General features: G+C 70.1%; 19 protein-coding genes and 1 tRNA gene. 17 read left to right on the forward strand and 3 right to left on the reverse strand.

The features are described from left to right. Positions 1-8 precede the first annotated feature (8 nt). The 3 genes from DI005_RS04520 to DI005_RS04530 are packed head-to-tail and all read left to right on the forward strand — an operon-like array spanning position 9 to position 3,192. Complete coding sequence (locus tag DI005_RS04520; protein WP_113641349.1) at positions 9-1,514, forward strand: MFS transporter; 1,506 nt, start codon at positions 9-11, stop codon at positions 1,512-1,514. 25 nt (positions 1,515-1,539) lie between these two features. After that, positions 1,540-2,589 (forward strand): hypothetical protein, encoded by a 1,050-nt coding sequence (locus tag DI005_RS04525; protein WP_113641350.1) that lies wholly within the window; start codon positions 1,540-1,542, stop codon positions 2,587-2,589. Positions 2,590-2,604: 15 nt separating this feature from the next. After that, positions 2,605-3,192 (forward strand): hypothetical protein, encoded by a 588-nt coding sequence (locus tag DI005_RS04530; RefSeq protein ID WP_137096455.1) that lies wholly within the window; start codon positions 2,605-2,607, stop codon positions 3,190-3,192. On the opposite strand, the gene DI005_RS04535 is transcribed toward DI005_RS04530, so the two are convergent. Continuing rightward, complete coding sequence (locus tag DI005_RS04535; RefSeq protein WP_228714154.1) at positions 3,147-3,707, reverse strand: hypothetical protein; 561 nt, start codon at positions 3,705-3,707, stop codon at positions 3,147-3,149. The two genes, DI005_RS04530 and DI005_RS04535, sit on opposite strands and share 46 nt — an antisense overlap. Positions 3,708-3,882: 175 nt before the next feature. On the opposite strand from DI005_RS04535, the gene DI005_RS04540 reads away from it, so the two are divergent. The 8 genes from DI005_RS04540 (at position 3,883) to DI005_RS04575 (ending at position 11,475) form a co-directional block, all read left to right on the forward strand. Then, on the forward strand, positions 3,883-4,464 hold the full coding sequence (locus DI005_RS04540) for a YbaB/EbfC family nucleoid-associated protein (RefSeq protein ID WP_112272248.1): 582 nt from the start codon (positions 3,883-3,885) through the stop codon (positions 4,462-4,464). 25 nt (positions 4,465-4,489) lie between these two features. Then, the gene (locus DI005_RS04545; RefSeq protein WP_112272246.1) at positions 4,490-4,801 is read left to right on the forward strand and encodes a type VII secretion target; all 312 of its coding nucleotides are present in this window, start codon (positions 4,490-4,492) and stop codon (positions 4,799-4,801) included. Then, complete coding sequence (locus DI005_RS04550; RefSeq protein WP_113641352.1) at positions 4,801-8,763, forward strand: hypothetical protein; 3,963 nt, start codon at positions 4,801-4,803, stop codon at positions 8,761-8,763. The genes DI005_RS04545 and DI005_RS04550 overlap by 1 nt, the downstream gene beginning before the upstream one ends. Next, the gene (locus DI005_RS04555) at positions 8,750-9,190 is read left to right on the forward strand and encodes a hypothetical protein (protein WP_113641353.1); all 441 of its coding nucleotides are present in this window, start codon (positions 8,750-8,752) and stop codon (positions 9,188-9,190) included. Before DI005_RS04550 ends, DI005_RS04555 begins: the two co-directional genes overlap by 14 nt. Positions 9,191-9,231: 41 nt before the next feature. Further along, a complete protein-coding gene (locus DI005_RS04560; RefSeq protein ID WP_112272240.1) occupies positions 9,232-9,660 on the forward strand; it encodes a hypothetical protein in 429 nt (142 codons plus the stop codon). Positions 9,661-9,669: 9 nt separating this feature from the next. Next, complete coding sequence (locus DI005_RS04565) at positions 9,670-10,515, forward strand: ferredoxin (RefSeq protein ID WP_113641354.1); 846 nt, start codon at positions 9,670-9,672, stop codon at positions 10,513-10,515. Between the two features lie 249 nt (positions 10,516-10,764). Then, positions 10,765-10,944, forward strand: coding sequence for a hypothetical protein (locus DI005_RS04570; protein WP_113641355.1), 180 nt, complete (start codon positions 10,765-10,767; stop codon positions 10,942-10,944). A gap of 93 nt (positions 10,945-11,037) precedes the next feature. After that, the gene (locus DI005_RS04575; RefSeq protein ID WP_113641375.1) at positions 11,038-11,475 is read left to right on the forward strand and encodes a DUF4383 domain-containing protein; all 438 of its coding nucleotides are present in this window, start codon (positions 11,038-11,040) and stop codon (positions 11,473-11,475) included. A gap of 362 nt (positions 11,476-11,837) precedes the next feature. Here DI005_RS04575 and DI005_RS04585 read toward each other — a convergent pair. Then, positions 11,838-11,911 (reverse strand) — tRNA-Leu (locus DI005_RS04585). 196 nt (positions 11,912-12,107) lie between these two features. Between DI005_RS04585 and DI005_RS04590 the strand changes: the two genes are divergently transcribed. The 6 genes from DI005_RS04590 to DI005_RS04615 all read left to right on the forward strand — a co-directional run bounded on the left by DI005_RS04590 (position 12,108) and on the right by DI005_RS04615 (position 18,233). Further along, on the forward strand, positions 12,108-12,728 hold the full coding sequence (locus tag DI005_RS04590) for an ANTAR domain-containing response regulator (protein WP_112272234.1): 621 nt from the start codon (positions 12,108-12,110) through the stop codon (positions 12,726-12,728). Positions 12,729-13,173: 445 nt separating this feature from the next. Beyond that, positions 13,174-14,367 carry a branched-chain amino acid ABC transporter substrate-binding protein gene (locus DI005_RS04595; protein ID WP_113641376.1) on the forward strand — a complete coding sequence of 398 codons (1,194 nt, stop codon included), beginning with the start codon at positions 13,174-13,176 and terminating at the stop codon, positions 14,365-14,367. A gap of 93 nt (positions 14,368-14,460) precedes the next feature. Continuing rightward, the gene (locus DI005_RS04600; protein ID WP_112273168.1) at positions 14,461-15,471 is read left to right on the forward strand and encodes a branched-chain amino acid ABC transporter permease; all 1,011 of its coding nucleotides are present in this window, start codon (positions 14,461-14,463) and stop codon (positions 15,469-15,471) included. Further along, positions 15,468-16,604 (forward strand): branched-chain amino acid ABC transporter permease, encoded by a 1,137-nt coding sequence (locus tag DI005_RS04605; RefSeq protein WP_112272232.1) that lies wholly within the window; start codon positions 15,468-15,470, stop codon positions 16,602-16,604. The genes DI005_RS04600 and DI005_RS04605 overlap by 4 nt, the downstream gene beginning before the upstream one ends. Next, positions 16,604-17,533, forward strand: a complete 930-nt coding sequence (locus DI005_RS04610; RefSeq protein WP_112272230.1) for an ABC transporter ATP-binding protein — start codon at positions 16,604-16,606, stop codon at positions 17,531-17,533. The genes DI005_RS04605 and DI005_RS04610 overlap by 1 nt, the downstream gene beginning before the upstream one ends. Continuing rightward, positions 17,526-18,233, forward strand: a complete 708-nt coding sequence (locus DI005_RS04615; protein ID WP_323808378.1) for an ABC transporter ATP-binding protein — start codon at positions 17,526-17,528, stop codon at positions 18,231-18,233. Before DI005_RS04610 ends, DI005_RS04615 begins: the two co-directional genes overlap by 8 nt. Positions 18,234-18,378: 145 nt before the next feature. Here the strand turns inward: DI005_RS04615 and DI005_RS04620 are convergent, their stop codons facing one another. Beyond that, the gene (locus DI005_RS04620; protein ID WP_113641356.1) at positions 18,379-20,016 is read right to left on the reverse strand and encodes a hypothetical protein; all 1,638 of its coding nucleotides are present in this window, start codon (positions 20,014-20,016) and stop codon (positions 18,379-18,381) included. Between the last annotated feature and the right edge of the window lie 108 nt (positions 20,017-20,124).

Here is a 20,124-nt window from a genome sequence, read left to right on the forward strand (position 1 = left end):
GAGCCCTCATGACGACGAGTGGCGCGAGCGCGCCCGCACTGCGCTACGGGCAGGCCGCGGGCCGGTGGGTACTGCTGGCGACCGTGCTGGGTTCCGGGCTCACGTTCATCGACGCCACGGTGGTGAACATCGCGCTGCCGGACATCGGCGAGAGCCTCGGCGCGGGCACCGCCGCTCTACAGTGGACGGTCAACGGCTACACGCTCAGCCTCGCCGCGCTGATCCTGCTGGGCGGCTCGCTCGGCGATCGGTTCGGCCGCAAGCGGATCTTCCTGCTCGGCGTCGCCTGGTTCGCCGTGGCGTCCCTGCTGTGCGCCGTGGCGCCGACGGTCGGGATGCTCGTGGCCGCCCGCCTGCTGCAGGGCGTCGGCGGCGCCCTCCTCACGCCCGGAGCGCTGGCGATACTGGAGGCGTCGTTCCATCCCGACGACCGGGCGAAGGCCATCGGGGCGTGGTCGGGGCTCGCCGGTGTCGCGGGTGCGCTGGGCCCCTTTCTGGGCGGCTGGCTCGTCGAGATCGCGAGCTGGCGGCTGATCTTCCTCATCAACGTGCCGGTGGCGTTGCTCGTGTGCGCCGTCGCGGTGCGGCACATCCCGGAGACGAGGGATCCCGGTGCGGTCGGCGGGCTGGACGCGACCGGGGCCGTGCTCGGCGCGCTCGGGCTCGCCGGGCTCACCTACGGCTTCACCGCGTGGCCGGAGCTGGGCCCCGCCTCCGCGGTGGTCCTGGGCAGCCTCGGCCTCGGCGTCGCGGGCATGGCGGGCTTCGTCGTGGTGGAGTGGCGTTCGGCGCACCCGATGCTGCCACTGGGGATTTTCCGCTCCCGCGCCTTCTCGGCCACCAACGTGGTCACCTTCGTGGTCTACGCGGCGCTCGGCGGGGTGTTCTTCCTGGTGGTGCTCAACCTCCAGGTGGTGTCGGGGTTCCCGCCGCTCGATGCCGGGCTCGCGCTGCTGCCGGTGACCGTGCTGATGCTGCTGCTGTCGGCGCGCGCCGGTGCGCTCGCCCAGCGCATCGGGCCCCGGATCCCGATGACCGCGGGCCCGGTGGTGTGCGCGGGTGCGCTCGTGCTGCTCGCGCGGATCGGCGCCGGCCCGTCGTACCTGCGTGACGTACTGCCACCGGTGGTCCTGCTCGGCCTGGGCCTCTCGCTCACCGTTGCGCCGTTGACGGCGACGGCCCTCGGCTCGGTCGACGACCGGCATGCCGGGATCGCCAGCGGCGTCAACAACGCGGTGGCCCGCGCGGCCGGGCTGCTCGCCGTCGCGGTGCTGCCGCTCGCGGCGGGCCTGGGCACCGGCAGCCTCACCGACCCCGTCGCGCTCGCGCCCGCCTACCGCACGGCGATGCTGATCTGCGCGGGCCTGCTGCTCGCGGGCGCGGTCATCGCCGTCATCGGAGTCCCGGCCGCGCTGCGCGGGCGCGAGCCGGAGCCGGAGACGAGCCCGGTGCGCGTGCACTGTGCCGTCGCGGGCACGCCGCTGCACCCGCACAGCGACGCGGAGCGGGATTGACGGAGGGTGCTGTTAGCGTCCCGGCATGGCACTGCTGGGGGTTCACGAGGATGCGGAGTACCTGCCCGAGTACGGCACCGTCGTGGTCAGGGACGAATGGCCCGCGGGCGGGGAGTCGTCGCCAGAGCACGAGAACGCGTTGCTCGGCGAGCTGGCCACCGAGGCGCTCGCGGGAACGATCGCGACGGCCGGCGACGGCTGGTTGCACGGCCACGCGGGGGATCCGTACCAGTCCGTGCGGCTGGAGGCACACGACGCCGAGCCGCCCGCGGCCGGGGACGAGTGGGACGACGTGGTCGAGACCCCGTTTCGAAGCCGCGCCGGGGCCGTCGCGCTGGGCCTGCTGACGGGCGGCACCTACGACGGCGCGCTGGAGCTCGGCGCGCGGGGGCCGTTCCGGGCGCGCGTCTCGCGCCGTCCCGCCGAGGAGGACGAGGAAGGGGACGTCTGGCTCGTCCAGTTCTGGCCGGCGCCGACGACACAGGAGCCGCCGCGCTGGCTCCGCCGTGGCAGGCCGGCGCTGTCCGGCAACGGGCGCGAACGCTACCTCCGGGCGGCGTCGGACCTCGTGTCCGTCGCGGTCTGGAGTGACCCGGCGCGCACCGAAGGTCTCGCCGAGCGGCTGCTGCTGCCCGAGGAGGAACTGCCCGCGCTGCTGGAGCACGCCGTGGCAGGCCGGCTGGTCGCGGTCGACGGCGGCACCGTCACCGCCGTGCCGAGGCGGCCACCGGAACGGGCGCGCTCGGTGGCCTGGACGCCCCCACGGCACGAGACCGAGCCGGTCAGCACGCCCGGCTGGCCACCGGCTGCGGGCATGGTCGCCGCCGACGGCACGGTCGTGGTGTGGCGCGGCGGCGATCCGCTCCCGCTGGGCAAGGCCGAGGGGCGCCACCTCTACACCGCGTGGGAGACGCCGCGGGGCATCGCGGTCTTCACCACGGCGGGAGCCGGCACGCTGGTCCGCTGGGACGGCGAGGCCGAGCGGCTGCCCGCCGACGTCGGCAGCCATCCGGCCCGCAGTGCCGACGGCAGGCTCGTGGCCGGCACGGAGACGCACGTCGGCCGCCGCTCGTAGGACCAGGTGCACGTCGTGAATCTCGCCGACGGGAGCGTGGCGAGCCTGCCCCGGCAGGACGAGCTCGGCACCCGCGTCCACGGGGTCCACGGCGGCGCGGTGTTCTACACGCGACTGGGCGAGTCGTTCCGCTGGGTGCCCGGTGAGCGACCGGAGCCGCTGCCGGTGCAGTACGTCCAGCTCGACGCGCTGAGCGGCGCTGCCGTGATCGTCGACGGGGACGAGCTGGCCGTGCTCACGCCCGGCGGCACGCGGCTGCGGCTGCCGCCGAGGGAACCCGTCCAGCTGGTGCCCGGGGGCGAGCTGGTCCACACCTGCCGGTACGCACCGCCGACGCTGGAGACCATCGAACCCGGCAGTGGTTCCCGTACGGCGATCGCGCTGCCGGAGGGCACCCGGACCGGCACGAGCGTGCCGACCGGGCCGGTGTGGGAGGACCGGCACACGGCGCTGTTCACGGCCGAGGGCCTGCGAGCCGTCCGCGGATTCTCGGGCCTGGTCCGCTGCCACCTGCCGACGGGCGCGCTCGAACACGTCCCGCTGCCGTCGAGCCTCGGCTACCGCCCGTTCCTCGTCCGCCCCATCCTCGATCGCGCCTGCTGACGGTCGTGCCCCGCCAGTACACGCAGTCGCTGGAGCAGCCCTGGCGAGGCGAACGTCGTGTGCACGGCGACGCAGGCGGGGCAGGCTCCGAGCTCCGGGCAGACCAGCGCGATCAGCACGCGCAGCGTCGCGCCGAGGTCGGGCCGGTGGATGCCGCCGAGGATGCAGTGCGCGCCCAGTGCCGTGTCGTCGCCGAGGGTGTCGGCGAGAAAGGGCGGAAAACCGAGCCCGCGCAAGGCATCGCGCACCGGCGTCTGCGCGAGCATGGCGTAGGCGGCGGGATCGAGCTTCGCGGACTGGCCGTCGAGCAGGGTGCACAGGCGGTGGCCGCGCAGCACGCGCCGGTGCCACGGCAGGTCGCCGAGGAGGCGGTCGGCCAGCCGCGCGTAGAAGCCCTCGCCGAAGACGTAGGCGGGCAGGTCGGCGGGCACGCCGGGCGAGCGGGTGAGGAAGGTCCCGGCCGCGTCGCGGCCGCGCCGGGGAGCCGGTCCGGTCCTCCGATGCAGCGCGCCCACACGAATCAACCTAGGAACAACAGGCGTCCGACGGCAGTCACCTGATCGGTGAGAGCGAGGTCCGGACCAGGTTCTATGCTTGCGCTGTTCGGGCAGAATCCGCGCGAGCCGGAACCAGACGGGGGACGCCACCGTCACTATGGGGAATCAGCACGCGCACGACGGAAGGATGCACATGCCGGACGGCATCGAGGCCAGCGAGCGCATGGTCGACGACTGGAACCGGCGCATCCAGGAGCAGGCACAGCGCTACCAGGCGATGGCCTCGCGGGTCCAGGAGCTCTCGGTCACCGAGCGCTCCCCGGACAACACCATCGAGGTGACCATCAACGCGAAGGGCTTGCTCACCAACCTTTCGATCGCGGAGAGCGCGCAGGGCAAGCGCATGGCCGAGGTGGCCATGCAGATCATGCGCACCGTGCAGACCGCGCAGTCGCGGATTCCCGAGCTGCTCCAGCAGACGATGGCCGAGACCATCGGCACGGAGGACCAGGCCGCCAACAAGGTCTTCGAGGACGCGAAGAAGACCTTCCCCGAGCCGCCGGAGGACGAGCCGCCCGCGCAGCAGCCGCCGCAGCGCGAGATGCGGTTCGGACCCGAGGACGAGGAGCCACCGGCCCAGCCGCCGCGTCCGCAAGCGCCGCCGCCCAGCCAGGGCCCGCCGCCCGCGATGCCGCCGAAGCCGCAGGCGAGGCCACGCAGGCGGCCGGCCGACGACGATGACGACGATTTCGGCGGGCGTTCGATTCTGTCCTGACCGATCGGCTTGACTAGGGGGAACCATGCCAGACGGCGGTGGCTTCGAGCTCGGCTCGGACCTGACGGCACACGCCGCGCAGCTCGACGGCTGCACGGACCAGCTGAACCAGGCGGTCGACGCCGCGAACACGGTCAGCATGCCGACCGACGCCTACGGGATCCTCTGCCAGCCGTTCCGGATGTTGCTGGACCCGGTGGAGCAGTACGGGATCGACGCGCTCAAGGAGGCCGTGAGCGCGATGCAGGCCACCGCCGACAAGGTGCGCAAGGCGGCGGAGACCTACCAGGGGACCGAGGACAGCGTCACGGACGCGTTCAAGGGCGGTGAGGTCTGATGCCCGAGGGGAACTCGCTTGTCGCGGACGCGCCGCAGGACGGTGACGGCCCGGGTCCGCTGACGTCGGGCAACGGCGACTACGGCTACGCGGGCGGCATCGGGATCGCCGAGTCGGCGATCGACACGTTCAACGGCATCAAGGACGGCAACTGGGTCGAGGGTGGTCTCGGCGTGCTGGGCCTGGCCGCGGAGGGCGCCGCGGCCGCCATCGACCCGTTCGGCTGGCTGATGTCGTCGGTCGCGTCGTTCCTGATGGAGCACATCCAGCCGCTCAAGGACATGCTGGACTCGGTGTGCGGTGACCCGCCGGTGATCCAGTCCTATTCGGAGACGTGGAGCAACGTCGCCACGCATCTCGACGAGACCAAGGTTTCGTTCGCGAACGCCGTCGCGAACGGCACCACCGGCTGGACCGGCGCCGCCGCCGACTCCTACCGGGAATCCTGCAAGGAGCAGGAGGAGACCATCGCGGGCGCGGCCTCGGTCGCCGGGTCGATCAGCACCGTCGTGATGATCTTCGGCGAGGTCGTGAGCTTCGTCAGGGAGACGGTGCGCGACCTGATCGCCGACCTCGTCGGCAAGCTGATCGCCTGGGTGCTGGAGACGGTGTTCTCGCTGGGTTTCGGGACGCCCGTGGTGGTCGCGCAGGCGGTCACGGCGATCTCGAAGTGGGGCGCGAAGATCGCCGAGCTGCTCAAGAAGCTGCTGGAGACCATTCGCAAGGTCTCGCCGCTGCTGGGCAAGCTGGGCGACATCCTCGCCAAGATCCTCAAGGTCAGCGGCAAGATCGCGGGTAAGGTCACCGGCCTCGACGTGATCAACACGAGGAACATCACTCCTGGTGGTTTCCTGCAGCGCGGCGGCCCGGATGTCGACACGCCGGGCGGTGGTGGTTCCGGAGGCGGTTCCGGTTCCGGGTCCGGCGGCGGTTCCGACGGCGGGGACTCTGGCAACTCCGGCGACGGTTCGGGCGGGGACTCCGGGGACGGCGGGTCCTCTTCGGACAGTGGATCGTCCTCTTCGGATGGCGAAGGATCCGGTTCGGACACAGGAGCGACCACCACCGGCACCCCGTCCACGAGCACGCGCAGCGGTTCGGGTAGCGACTCGTCGTCCTCGGGCAACACCACCGACAGCCCCGGCGACAGCAGTCCGGACGCGGGCGGCGACGGTGGCTCCCCGTCGAGCCGGTCCAGCGACTCGCCGTCCGGCAGCGGAACGACCACGAACTCGCCGTCGTCGAACGGTGGGTCGAGCACCGACTCTCCCTCCAGCTACCAGAGCCGGGCGGACTCCCCGTCGTCGAGCGGTTCGAGCGACTCCCCGTCGACCACGACGAGCACGCCGCCCGCGGGCCACAGCACTCCGAACACCCCGGGCACGCCGAGCACGCCGGATGGCTCGGGCGCGCCGAGCGCTCCGCACAGTCCGGGTACGCCGAGCACCCCGAGCACGCCGGATGCCTCGGGCACGCCGAACACCCCGAACACACCGGGCACCCCGAACACGCCGAACACTCCGAACCCCGACGGCGGCGGCGCGCCGCCCTCCTCCCCGTCGCCCTCGCACAGCTCGCCGTCTCCGACCCCGAACGGCGGCGGGGACAGCCCGTCGGGCTCGCCGTCGTCGCCGGGCACCCACACCGGCGGGGGCGGTAGCGGCCCCGCGCCGCACAGCGGCTCGGGCGGCCCGTCGCCGAGCGCCCACCACGACTCCGGCACGTCCACGAGCGCGTCGGCGCAGCCGAGCGGCACGTTGCCGCGCACCCCGGACGCGGGCCCGTCGGCGGTGCCCTCGCAGCGCGGTCCCGACGGCGGCGGCTCCTCTCCCTCAGGACAGCAGGGCACCCCGGTTGCGGGCGGTCCCGCGGGCGGCCCCGGCGCGCCTGGCGGCGGTGGCCCCGGCGTCGGTTCGCCGGGAGGCCGCCCCGGCGCCTCGGGCGGCTGGACCGGCACGCCCGGCAGCCCCGGCGCGCCCTCCCCTCGCACCCCGGACGCTCCCGCCGCCAGGCCGGACGGTCCGGGGGGCCGCCCGAGCCCGCCGAGCCCGAACACCCCGCCGCAGGCGGCACCCCGCGGGTTCGGCCCCGGCGGCCCGAACAGCCCGGCCCACCCGGCGCCGTCGCACCACGGCACCCCTCCGCCCGGCACCCAGCCACCCGACGGAGGGCCGTCGCACCCGAACGGCCAGCCGGGGCAGCACACCCCGGACAACAACGGGAACGGTGGCCCGGACGACGCGGCCTACCCGAACACGCCGCCCCACCACGACCCGGAGAAGCTCGGTCCGGACGAGGTGAACCAGCGGCACGCGGAGTCCACTCCGGCGGGCACGTCGTTCCACCGGAACGACCCGGAGATGGGCGATCTGCCGCACCGCGTGCAGCCCGATCCGGACGGCCGCTACACGGCGGACGTGCACGTCACTCCCGACGGGCACGCCCGCATCGGCAACCAGCTCTACACGCCCGAGGAGTTCGCGGACATCCTGCGCCGCAACGGCGACTACGACGGCAGGCCGATCCGGCTGATCGGCTGCGACGCGGGCTCCAACGACTTCGCCCAGCGCCTGTCCCGCGAGCTGGACACCGAGGTGCTGGCACCGAACAAGCCCGCGTGGACCGACTCGGACGGCCGGGTGTTCTCGTCCGACTACGAGGTCGGCCCGGACGGACAGGTGCGGCCAAGGATCCCGCCGAACGGCGAATGGTCGGTGCACAGCCCGGACGGTTCGACCTCCAGGGGAAGCGACGACGCCTTCACCCCGCACACCGCCGATGCCGACAAGCAGGACATCGACGTCGACAGCGCGCAGGCTCGCGGTGAGGATCATGCGAACCTGGACGAGGAGTGGGGCGACTACCAGGTCCATTCCGACGACCCGGACTTCTACCGCCCCGGTCACGCCGACCACGCGCCGATCGTCGACTACGACCGCCCCGGCCGCGACAATCCCGCTGCCGGACCGCCGGACAACCCGTACAACGATCCGCCGCGGTCGCCGAGCAGCACGATCCAGACCGACATGCCGAGCAGGAACCAGTTCCCGCCGAAGAACGCGGAGCCGTCCGAGAGGTACCAGATCCCGCGGGCTCTGCGGGACCACCCGGAGCTGTTCGATGAGACCGGCAAGCTGAAGCCGAACATGGAGATCCCGGTCGAGTACAAGGGAAAGAACGGGGAAGTCGCCGCGAGCACCAGGTTCTACACCGATGAGAACGGCGACATCAAGTGGGTCGAACTGACGCCCGGAAGGCAGTACGACACGGACGCCGACTGGAAGGACATCGAAGGGATGTCCGACGCCGAGAAGGCGGACATCAAGGCGGGAACGAACCCGGATTTCAATCACATGCTGCCGGAGTGCAAGTACGAGGTCGACAACTGGCGGGATCCCGACAAGAAGATCCACTTCGAGACGAACGAGCGCGCGCAGACGGAGAAGATGAGCGGCCAGCCGGACTACGGGCCGTCCAACGACAACTACCGTGACCAGGCCGCCCAGAACCGCGCCGGCAACGAGGGGCGCGACGCGTACAAGAACGCCGAAGAACCCGCGTACCGGAAGATCCGTTGGGCGGGCGGCCACCTCATGCCGACGGAAGGCGGCGGTCCCGGCGGTTACGGCAACATGCACGGTCAGATGGCCGCGTCCAACAGCGGCAACGCCAGGGACGGCTGGGACCAGGTGGATCGCTCGGAGTCGTGGCGGCACCAGGAAGAGCAGATCGCGAGGTATGCTCAGGCGTCCGGCGCCGACGTCGAGCTGCTCGAGGTCTCGGTGCCACGGCGGACCGAGGACGGGATGGCCGTCGAGGAGACCATGCGCTGGCGGGTCAAGGACACCGACCCGGAGACCGGCGAGCCGAGGGTGCGCGTGTTCGAGCGAAAGTTCATCAACGTGCCGGAGAACATGCCGGTCGACGACTGGTCGAAGGTGAAGCACTATGGCGACGACTGACGACGCGATCCAGGCGATCTTCGCGCGGCTCACGCAAGAAGCGCCCGAAGGCTGGCGGCGCATCGTCTTCTCCGTCTGGGCTCTGGCGGCCGTCGTGCAGACCGAGTTCGCCGTGACGATGGCGGACGGGTCGACCCCGGACATCTCGCCCCGTTCCATGGAGGACGAGATTTCCGCGCTGCGCAAGGAAATGTACGAGCAGGACAGGGGTACGTGGTTCTCCGCGAGGTTCGTGCTCACCTCCGGCGGGCAGCCCGAGGTCTCCTTCAACCTGGACGAGGACCCGGCGTGGGTTCCCGATGTCCCACCGTGGGTTTTCGCCCATGACCTGGCGGCTTTTCCGAGGTCGGAGGAGCACGTTCCGGGCTGGCTGCGGCAGCGGATCGACGAGGCGGGCCAGGACAACGCGTCCAACGCGGTGTCCTAAGGTACGCGGGACACTGGACGAGGCGAGAGGACGAAACCAGGATGACGACGCCGATGCCGCCGGACGAGCAGTACCGCCTGCTCGGTGAGGCGACCAAGGTCGTGCTCGAGCAAGCCCCCTCCGGTTGGCAGCGGATCATCATGGACTACCTGACGCTGGGCGGAAAGGTCAACGTCGGGGCGAGCGCCATGCTGGCCGACGGCCGTGTGGTCAGGCTTTCGCCGCCGCGCACGCTCGCACCGCTGTTCTCCGATCTGCGGAGCGGCATGTACACCCAGGACGTGGGCACCTGGTACTCGTTCCGCCTGATCATCGATCCGCCCGACACGTTCTCCGTGAAGTACAACTACAACGACCTGCCGTCGTTTCCGTCGGCGCCGGAACGGGAGCACTTCCAGCGCGAGCAGGAACGTTTCCCGCGCTCGCCGGAGAACATGCCCGACTGGTTCCAGCGCGGGTTGCAGGGTTAGGAGTACCCGATGAGCCAGCCACCGGGCCCGCTGAACCCGCAGCAGCGGCAACAGCTGATCGGGCAGATCGGCCAGGCGGTCACCGCCGGTCTGCCGCCCGGCTGGCGGCAGGTGCGCGTCGAGTACCGCGCCGCGGGCAGGCACATCGAGGCAGACGTCGTGGTCACCAGGCCCGACGGCACGCCGGTGCCCCTGCAGCCGCCGCCCCCGGCGGTGCAGCTGCTCGGCACCCTGCGCACGGGCATGTACCAGCCTGGTCGCGGCACGTGGCTGGCGGCCGCGCTCGTCTTCGTGCCGGGCGGTCCTCCTCGCACGGAGTTCGTGATCGACGAGGAGCCGGGCTGGCGGCGCGTGCCGCCGCCGATCGGTTTCGCCGACGAGCTGCGGTTCTTCCCGAGGGCCGACCAGTTCGTCCCGGAGTGGCTGACGAAGCGGGCCAGGGGGGATTCGGGCGACCGGCCAGCCGACGAGTACGGGCTGCGCCAGCCCCGCGTCTACGACGGGCTCGACCCCGACGGCAGGCCCGTCGTCAACCGGCCACCGCTGCCGCCCGCCGAGCGGGACCGCGCGCTCGACTACCTCACGAAGGCGCCCGTCGTGATGGCCGCCCGCAGCTACGACACCGACGCGTTCGCGCCGGACCGCGAGCCGGCGGTGCCGCTGAACTTCCGCACCGACGGCGTGTGGGTGTGGCCGGGGTCGGTGGGCTACTACCTGCGTGAGCACGCGATCGCGCCGGACCCCGATCTCATGGCGTATTTGCGGGCGCGCAACTTCGTTCTGCCCGAGGTCGGTGAACCGGCGAGGAAGAAGGCCGTCGCGGCCATCACCGGGCAGTCGTCCACAGAGGACTGACCCGCTCGCATCGCGTTCCGGATCAGCTCGTCGAGCCGCGAGGACACCTGGTGGGAGCGGCCGCGTGCTCTGCTGGCCACGGCACCTGGCCACGATGCCCTCGCCCGCGGCGACCATGAGGGTGGTGGGCACCCGATCGTGAACCGCCGAGGATGACCCAGGGTCCCCCGCGACCGTGGTCGCAGGTTCGGCAGCCGGGCGCACCCGCCAGGCTGGGCGGCACCCCCGGCACGTACACCGTCGACGGTGATGATCACGGTGACCTGGGTGCCGACCGCAGGACTCGGCTACGTCGGCCGCTTCGTGCTGATGAGCCTGGGTGCGGCCGACGGGATCCCGGCGTTCGACAGCGAGGAGGACGTCGCCGCCTACGCCAAACCGGGCTCGACCCGGTCTGCCGCCGTGACTGCTGGCGCGGCACAGGTGTAGGACGCCTCGCATTGGGCATTCGCTCGAGACCAGAATGTGGAGGGAACGGACATGACCGGTCGACAAGAGCAGCTCGGGGGCAACCTGGGTGTGATGTTGCGGAGGACGGCGGCGATCGTGGCCGCGGTCTTCCTACTGGTGGGCATCCTGGGGTTCATTCCAGGTGTGACCACGAATTATGACGCTATGACTTTCGCTGGCCACGAATCCGAGGCCATGCTCCTCGGTGTCTTCAAGGTCTCGATCTTGCACAACATCGTGCATCTTCTCTTCGGCGTCGTGGGTCTCGCCCTGGCGCGCAGCGCATCCGGCTCGCGAGCGTTCCTCATCGGCGGGGGCGTGATCTATTTGGTCCTCTGGATCTACGGGCTCGTGATCGACCACGACTCTTCGGCCAACTTCGTGCCCCTGAACAACGCTGACAACTGGCTGCACCTTGGTCTGGCCATCGGAATGATCGGCCTGGGACTCTTGTTGGGCGTTCGGATGAACCGAGCCGCCGAAGTACGCCGACCGAGCGGGGAAAGGTAAGGCACCCTGTGCGGGGCTGTCCCCGCGGAACCCGGATGGCCAGTCCCTGTCCTCGACCGCTTACGGCTGCTGTTCGACACTTGGAACGACACCGGCACCTCACTGGCGGCCGCGTTGGAGATCCATAGTGGCGCGGGTGCAGGAAGAAGACACGCAAGGCGCCGCCCCTACGACCTCCGGCACGCGTGTGTGTCGACCTGGCTTGCTGCTTGCTTGCCGTCGGCCCAGGTGGGCCGAATGGGCGGGCACTCAGTGACACCGGATGGCGAGGGGGCACAGCGAGACACAGTGAGGCAGCACAAGATCGGTCTCTCACGGGGTTTGCCCTGGTAAGAAGGCCGAGCTCGGGTGTCCTTGGAGGGTGCCCCCGGTGAGACTCGAACTCACACTTGCACGATTTTGAGTCGTGTGCCTCTGCCAATTGGGCTACGGGGGCCTGGGCCCCGAACTTTACTCGCCGTCGCACGGGCCCCGGCATTCGGGCTACCACGGGAATGTTTCGTCCGATGTGCCAACGCGGCGATCACCGCACGTGGCGAACGCCATCTCTCTGGATACGCCGTTCACCGGTAACCTGGAACCGCGGCACGCCGCACGTATTCACATCCCGTCGATCGCCCAGGAGGACCCCGGTGACCGAAGCGGCTACCGAGGCCGAGGCCAACGGTGTTGTCACCGCACCGCAGCGTCGTGTGCTCGTCGCGGAGGACGAGGCACTGATCCGGCTTGACCTCGTCGAAATGTTGCGCGAGGAAGGCTACGAGGTGGTCGGCGAGGCCGGCGACGGGGAAGAAGCTATCAAACTCGCCGCCGATCTCAAGCCCGATCTCGTGATCCTCGACGTCAAGATGCCCAAGCTCGACGGCATCGAGGCAGCCGCCAAGATCACCGGTGACCGGGTCGCGCCCGTCGTCATCCTCACCGCCTTCAGCCAGCGTGACCTGGTGGAACGCGCCCGCGAGGCCGGGACCATGGCCTACCTGGTGAAGCCCTTCGCGAAGCGTGACCTGGTGCCCGCCATCGAGCTCGCCGTCAGCCGGTTCGCCGAGTTGCAGGCGCTCGAGTCCGAGGTCGCCGGGCTCAACGAGCGGCTCGAGACGCGCAAGCTGATCGACCGCGCGAAGGGCCTGCTCATGAGCCAGCAGGGACTCAGCGAGCCCGATGCCTTCCGCTGGATCCAGCGCACCGCGATGGACCGCAGGACCACGATGAAGGCCGTCGCGCAGGCCGTCGTCGACAACATCGCCAAGTAACCGGCCCGCCCGGACACAAAAGCACCCCAGGCTTGTGATGTAGAACACAAGCCTGGGGTGCTTTGTGCGATGGTGCTGGTCCGGCTGGCGGCTCGGCCGCCGAGTGCGACTTTCGGCTGGTTCGCGTGCTGTACGGTTCCTCTCACTCGAAAGGGGACACGGGGTGGCAGGGGCTGGGGAGATCGCATCGCAAGTGCGCTCGTTGACTACCGCTGGTACAGACCTGATTGTCGCGTTGCTTCGATCGGGCCTGAGCTGTCGGCTAACCGTCCCTGAAACCGTCACGATGTGGATACAACGGCTGACGGTTGCTGTGCAATCACCTGACGCGCGGCTAACTTCATCGCCCAGTCAGGTCTCGACCTTTCGGGGTGGGGTCGCGTTCCTGCGTCTTTGAAGGACATCGGGAGGAAATGTGTCAAGAGCACGCTTTGGGCGGGTTGTGGTGCTGGCGGCGACGGCGTCGCTGGTTCTCGGCGCGTGCGCCGCGCGCACCGAGGACGGGGGTGGCGACGACACGGGTTCGCAGCCGCAGGCCAGCGCACCAGCTCAGGCAGCCAACGCCGCTGACCCCGCCGGCGACGGCAACGCCACCTGCGACGCCGGCACCAAGCTGGCCTACGCGGGCACCATCAACGGCGCGAACGCCGCACTGGGGCAGAACATCCTCAACGGCGTGAAGGTCGCCATCGAGCGGCACAACTCGAACAACCCGAACTGCCAGGTCGAGCTGCAGGAGTTCGAAACCGAGGGCACCCCCGACCGCGCTCCCGGCATCGTCACGCAGATCGTCAACACGCAGGACATCATCGGCGTCGTCGGCCTGCCGTTCTCCGGCGAGTCGAAGGCCGCGGGCAACATCTTCGACGACGCCGGCCTGGTGCAGGTCACACCGTCGGCCACCAACCCCGCGCTGAGCGAGAACGGCTGGAAGACCTTCTTCCGCGGTCTCGGCAACGACAACACACAGGGTCCCGCCGCCGCGCAGTTCATCACCGAGGAGCTGGGCGCGCAGACCGTCTGCGTCGTCCGCGACGACTCCGAGTACGGCATCGGCCTCGCGAACTCGATCACCGATCGCCTCGGTGACAAGGCGAGCTGCCAGGAACAGATCAAGACCAAGCAGACGGACTTCTCCGCCGTGGTCAACAGCATCAAGGGCGAGAACCCGGACGCGATCTTCTTCTCCGGTTACTACCAGGAGGCCGCGCCGTTCGCGCAGCAGCTGTTCGACGCCGGTGTCGAGGCCCAGTTCGTCGGCCCCGACGGCGTGAAGGACGACGAGTTCGTCAAGGGCGCCGGTGACGCGGCCGAGGGCGTGTACTTCACGTGCCCGTGCGTTCCCGCCGACCAGTTCACCGAGTTCAACGAGGGCTACAAGCAGGTGTCCGGGGGCAGGGCGCCCGGCACGTACTCCCCCGAGGGCTACGACCTCGCGACGATCCTGCTGAAGGGCATCGACTCGGGCGTCAAGGACCGCGCGGGCATGCTCGAGTTCGTCAAGGGCTACGAGGGACAGGGCCTGACCAAGAGCTTCAAGTGGAACGAGAAGGGCGAGCTGGCAGAGAGCACCGTCTGGACCTACAAGGTCGAGAACGGTCAGATCGTCCGCAACACCGAGATCAAGCCCAAGGGCTGATCTCCGGGTCACGCACTTCCTTGTCGGGGCGCGCGCCCGGCGGCCGATCCCGCCGGCGCGCGCCCCGGCCCCCACGTGGAGAACGACTTGTCCATTCATCACCACCTGTCCTCGCTGTACCTTGCGCAGAGTGACAGCCTGATCAGCTTCGACGTCGAGGGCCTGATCGACCAGTTCTGGAGCAACACGGTCGACGGGCTCGCGCAGGGCAGCATCTACGCGCTCGTCGCGCTCGGCTACACGCTCGTCTACGGCGTGCTCAAGCTCATCAACTTCGCCCACTCCGAGGTGTTCATCTACGGCGCCTACGCGACGTGGTTCACCTTCTACGCCCTCGGTTTCCGGCCCGGCCCCACCGCCGAGCTCGCGATCTTCGAACTGGTCGGCTTCCTGCTGCTGGCGCTGCTCGCCGCGGTGCTGGCGTCCGGCGCGACTGCCGTCGTGCTCGAACGCGTGGCCTACCGCCCGTTGCGCAACCGCGGCGCCCCCAGGCTGGTCTTCCTGATCACCGCGATCGGCGCCTCGTTCGTGCTGCAGCAGCTGATCTTCATCTGGCGCGGCGGCAACCCGGAGCAGGCGATCCGGTTGCTGCGCCCCGAACCGGTCTTCGAGATCTTCGGCGCCAGCGTCACCAACATCACGATCATCATCGTGCTGGCGTCGATCCTGCTCTGGCTGGTCGCCGACACGTTCGTCAACAGAACGCGGTTCGGCCGTGGCATCCGCGCCGTCGCGCAGGATCCCGACACGGCGACCCTCATGGGCGTCAACAAGGAACGCGTCATCATGACGACGTTCCTCATCGGTGGTCTGCTCGCCGGCGCCGCGGCGCTGTTCTACATGATGAAGATCCCGCAGGGCGCCGCGTACCAGGGTGGTTTCCTGCTCGGGATCAAGGCGTTCACCGCCGCCGTGCTCGGCGGCATCGGCAACCTGCGCGGCGCGCTGCTCGGCGGGCTGCTGCTCGGGCTGATGGAGAACTACGGGCAGTCGCTGTTCGGCGGTGAATGGCGTGACGTCGTCGCCTTCGCGCTGCTCGTGCTGATCCTGATGTTCCGCCCGACCGGCATCCTCGGCGAGTCCCTCGGAAAGGCGCGGGTATGACCACCACGACGACCAGGACGCCGACGACCACCGGCCGCCGTTCGCTCGGCGAGTGGTGGAACAACCTCAACCGGTTCCAGCAGTGGGCGATCATGATCCCGCTGGTGGTGTTCATCTACGCGCTGCCGGTGCTGAACCCGCCCATCATCACCACCGAACCCGGCTACGACTTCCCGATCGCGATGTTCGAGGTGGCGCGATACGCGCTGATCGCCATCGGACTGAACGTCGTGGTGGGGCAGGCGGGCCTGCTCGACCTCGGGTACGTGGGCTTCTTCGCGGTCGGCGCGTACGTCGCCGCGTTGTTCACCAGCCCGGACTCCGCCCTCACCAAGCTGCCGTTCCTCGCTGTGCTGCCGATCGCGATGGCGATCACCATGGTGTTCGGTGTCATCCTGGGCTCGCCGACACTGCGGCTGCGCGGTGACTACCTCGCCATCGTCACCCTCGGCTTCGGTGAGATCGTGCGACTGCTGGCGGACAACCTGGAGCCGTTGCGCGGCAACCAGGGCTTCCAGCAGGTCGGGCACCCGCCGGGCACGCACGCCGACGGCACGGCCATCTTCAACAACACCGACGGCACGCCGTGGTACTGGCTCACGGTCACGATCATCATCGTGATCCTGGTGCTCGTCGGAAACCTCGAACGCAGCCGCGTCGGCCGCTCGTGGGTGGCGATCCGCGACGACGAGGACGCCGCCGCGATCATGGGCGTCAACACGTTCAAGTTCAAGATCTGGGCGTTCGTCATCGGCGCCGCGATCGGTGGCCTCTCCGGCGCGCTGTACGCGGGCCAGCTGGCGTTCGTGAACAACCAGAAGTTCGACGTGGTGACGTCGATGCTGTTCCTGGCGGCCGTGATCCTCGGTGGGTCGGGCAACAAGGTCGGCGTGATACTCGGCGCGATCATCGTCGCCTACATCCCGGCCAGGTTCCTCGGCATCGCCGAGTACCGGTACCTGATCTTCGGCTTCGCGCTGATCGTGCTGATGATCTTCCGTCCGCAGGGCCTGCTCGGCGCGCGGCAGCGGTTGCTCACCTACGGGAGACAGGCGTACCAACGCCTGCTGGGCCGGGGCGAGCAGATCAGTCACGACACGTCGGTGTCGACGGACCGGAACGGGGGCGTGTGATGACCCAGCCGGAGAACGGCAACGGCCCTGAGGTGAAGGCCGAGGGCGGTCTCGTCGCCGAGCTGCAGCAGATGACCGAGGCGGAGCTCGCCGAGCACGAGGCCGAGGTCGCGGAGGTCGTCGCTTCCGACCGTGAGATGGCCGTCGACGTCGGGCAGACGCTGCTCGAGATCGAGGACCTGACCGTGCGCTTCGGCGGCCTGACGGCGCTGGACTCGGTGTCGTTCGGCATCCGCCGCGGCGAGATCCTCGGCCTCATCGGCCCGAACGGCGCCGGCAAGACCACGTGCTTCAACGCCATGACCGGCGTCTACCGGCCGACATCCGGCCGGGTGTTGCTGGAGGGCAAGCCGCTCGGCAAGCTCGCCAAGCACAACATCACCCGGCGCGGCATCGCCAGGACGTTCCAGAACATCCGCCTCTTCGGCGAGATGACGGCGCTGGAGAACGTGGTCGTCGGCACCGACGCGCGGCACAAGACGAGTGTCATCGGCGCGCTCGTGCGCTCGCCGAGGCACTTCCGGGAGGAGAAGTCGGCGATCGAGCGGGCCATGGCGCTGCTCGACTTCGTCGGCATCGTCGACCGGGCCGCCGACAAGGCGAAGAACCTGCCGTACGGCTACCAGCGGCGGCTGGAGATCGCCCGCGCGCTCGCGACCGAGCCCAAGCTGCTGTGCCTCGACGAGCCCGCCGCCGGGTTCAACCCCATCGAGAAGGAAGAGCTGATGGGGCTGATCCGCAAGATCCGCGACGACGGGTACACGGTGCTGCTCATCGAGCACGACATGAAGCTCGTGATGGGCGTGACCGACCGGATCGTGGTGCTGGAGTTCGGCAAGAAGATCGCCGAGGGCGTGCCAGCCGAGATCAGGGAGAACCCCGCCGTGATCGCCGCCTACCTGGGAGTTCCCGACGATGACATTGCTTGAGCTTTCCGGCGTGTCCGTCCACTACGGACGGATCAAGGCGGTTTCGGAACTGACGATCACCGTCAACGAGGGCGAGATCGTCACCCTCATCGGGGCCAACGGGGCCGGCAAGTCCACCACGATGCGCGCGATCTCCGGGATCCGGCCCGTCTCCGCGGGCACGATCACGTTCGCGGGTGAGGACATCACGCGGCTGCGAGCCGACCTGCGGGTGGTGCGAGGGATCTCGCAGGCACCCGAGGGCCGGGGCATCTTCCCCGGGATGACGGTTCACGAGAACCTCGACATGGGCGCCTACGCGCGCAAGGACCGCAAGAATCTGGCCGCGGAGATGGACCACGTCTTCGAGCTGTTCCCCCGGCTCGCGGAGCGGCGCACGCAGGCGGGCGGCACGCTCTCGGGCGGTGAGCAGCAGATGCTCGCCATCGGGCGCGCGCTGATGTCGAAGCCGAAGCTGCTGCTGCTCGACGAGCCCTCGATGGGGCTGGCGCCGCAGTTCATCCAGCAGATCTTCCGGATCATCACGGAGATCAACAAGGAAGGCACCACGGTGCTGCTCGTGGAGCAGAACGCGCAGCAGGCGCTGTCGCGGGCCCACCGCGCCTACGTGCTGGAGACCGGCTCGATCGTCAAGTCGGGCACGGGCAGGGAGCTGCTCGCCGACGAGTCGATCAAGGAGGCCTACCTCGGCGTCGCCTGAGCCGAGCGCCCTACTGCAGTGAAGGCCACCTTCACTGCGTTGATCAAACACAGCGGCGCGTCAGCGTCTCCGTTTGGGCGGTGGTGGGAGACGGGTGGGCGCAGGCATGGTGGCCTTCACTGCAGTAGGTGCAGTAGGGGCAAGGTCAGGAGCGGGCTCGGTCGGCTGCCTTGTAGGCGGCCCTCCGGGCCTGTTTCGCGACGGCCTTGTCCGGGTGGTGCTCGCCGAGCAGCGTGAGCACCCGGTGCGTGTCGGGATGGTCGAGCCGCCACATCGTGTCGAACAGCGCCGCGTACTCGGCCGGCACCGTCGCGCCGAGCAGGACGGGCAGGTCCTCGTCGGCGATGCCGTGCGCGCTGCCTGCGATCTCGTCGACGAGCAGCCACGCGCCGTCCTCCTCGGTGGCCGCGAAGTCAGGGTGCGGGCCGAGCAGCAGCTCCAGCGACGCCTTGGCGTGCCGCCGGAGCATGGGCACGTCGAGTGCCTTGCGCAGCTGCGCCTGCGCCTCGGCGCCGATCCACTCCCGGATGAGCCCTGCCGCGATCGTCCGCTCGGGCGCCCCGCCCTCGGCGGCGGCCGCGAGCAGCTCCGCGGCCGCAGCGTCGCCGGAGCGCCGCCCGAGCCACGCCTCCATCTCGGCCTCCAGCTCACCGTCCATTCCAGACAGAGCGAGCTCGAGCAGGTCGGCCGCCGACAGCTCCTCGGCCGGCGGCAGCAGGGGCACCTCGACGCCGGACTCGATCAGCTCGTCGCGCATGGCCCACACCGCGAGCGGCGTGGCGCGCGCGACGCCGTCGGAGATCTCCACGGCGCCGAGCTCGGTGAGGCGGCGGAGCAGGACCTCCGCCGGCTCGCCGTGCTCGGCGACCCAGGCCTCCCAGCGGGCGCGGGCGTCGTCGGCGACCAGCTCCGTGGTGGCGAGCTCGAAGATCATCTCGCTGATCGCGGCCACCGGCAGACCGCGGTAGCGGGAGAGGAAGAGCGGCATGAACCACGCGCCCGCGCCCTCGAAGTCCAGCCCGTCCTCACCGGCGCGGTCGGCGTCGGTGAGCAGGCTCCACGCGAGCACGGCCGCCAGCGCCCGGTCCCAGGTGTCCAGCACGTCCTCGTCACTGCCCTCCGGCCAGGCGTCGACGGCCTCGCCGACCTGTGTGCCCTCGGGGCCGGGGATGATGAAGTCGACGTCCTCGGCCAGCAGGTACAGCTGGATGATGTCCTCTTCGGACTCCCCGAGCTCGCTCGCGGCGGCGGCGCGGTCCTCGGCGCCGAGGCCGACGGACTCGAAGGTCGCGCGGCCCTCGCCGCACCACAGCGCGAGCCGCTTGGCGCGGTCGAGCACCCTTGTCCGCCGCGCGGCCTCGGCGAGCTCCGGTTCGGTGGGCAGTCGCAGGGGGCCGATGCGGTCGGGAAGGCCGTACGCCTCCCTGAGGTCCACGTCCGCGACGGCGCCCAGTTCCGGTTCGATGTAGTCCAGTTCCTCCCGCAGCGCGGTCACGTCCTCGGCGGTGAGCCGCCCGGTGTCGCCCGCGAACGTGAGCAGGTGGTGGAGCGCAACGACGGCGTCCGCCTCGTGCCCGGGTTCGACGGCCTCCTGGTACACGCCGAGCAGCAGCTCGGCCAGGTGTCCTGGCCGCAGCTGTGCGAGGTCGTGAACGCCCAGCTCCTCGGAGAGCAGCCGCAACGCCAGCTCCGCGTGGCCGGTGTCGACGGGAGGCTCCCGCAGCGCCTTGTCCGCCCATTGCACCAGTTCGTCGAGTGTCGCTCCGACGTTGTCCTGCTCCATCTGGCCAGGCTATCGGTGACCGGTGCGGCCGCGGGCGGGCGGCCGGTCCCGATCACAACCGCAGGTTGTCACGGGCACCGCGAAAGCTGTTGGACGGCGCGTTGAGCA

This window comes from Prauserella sp. PE36, assembly GCF_003311655.1.
Lineage (GTDB): Bacteria > Actinomycetota > Actinomycetes > Mycobacteriales > Pseudonocardiaceae > Prauserella_A > Prauserella_A endophytica.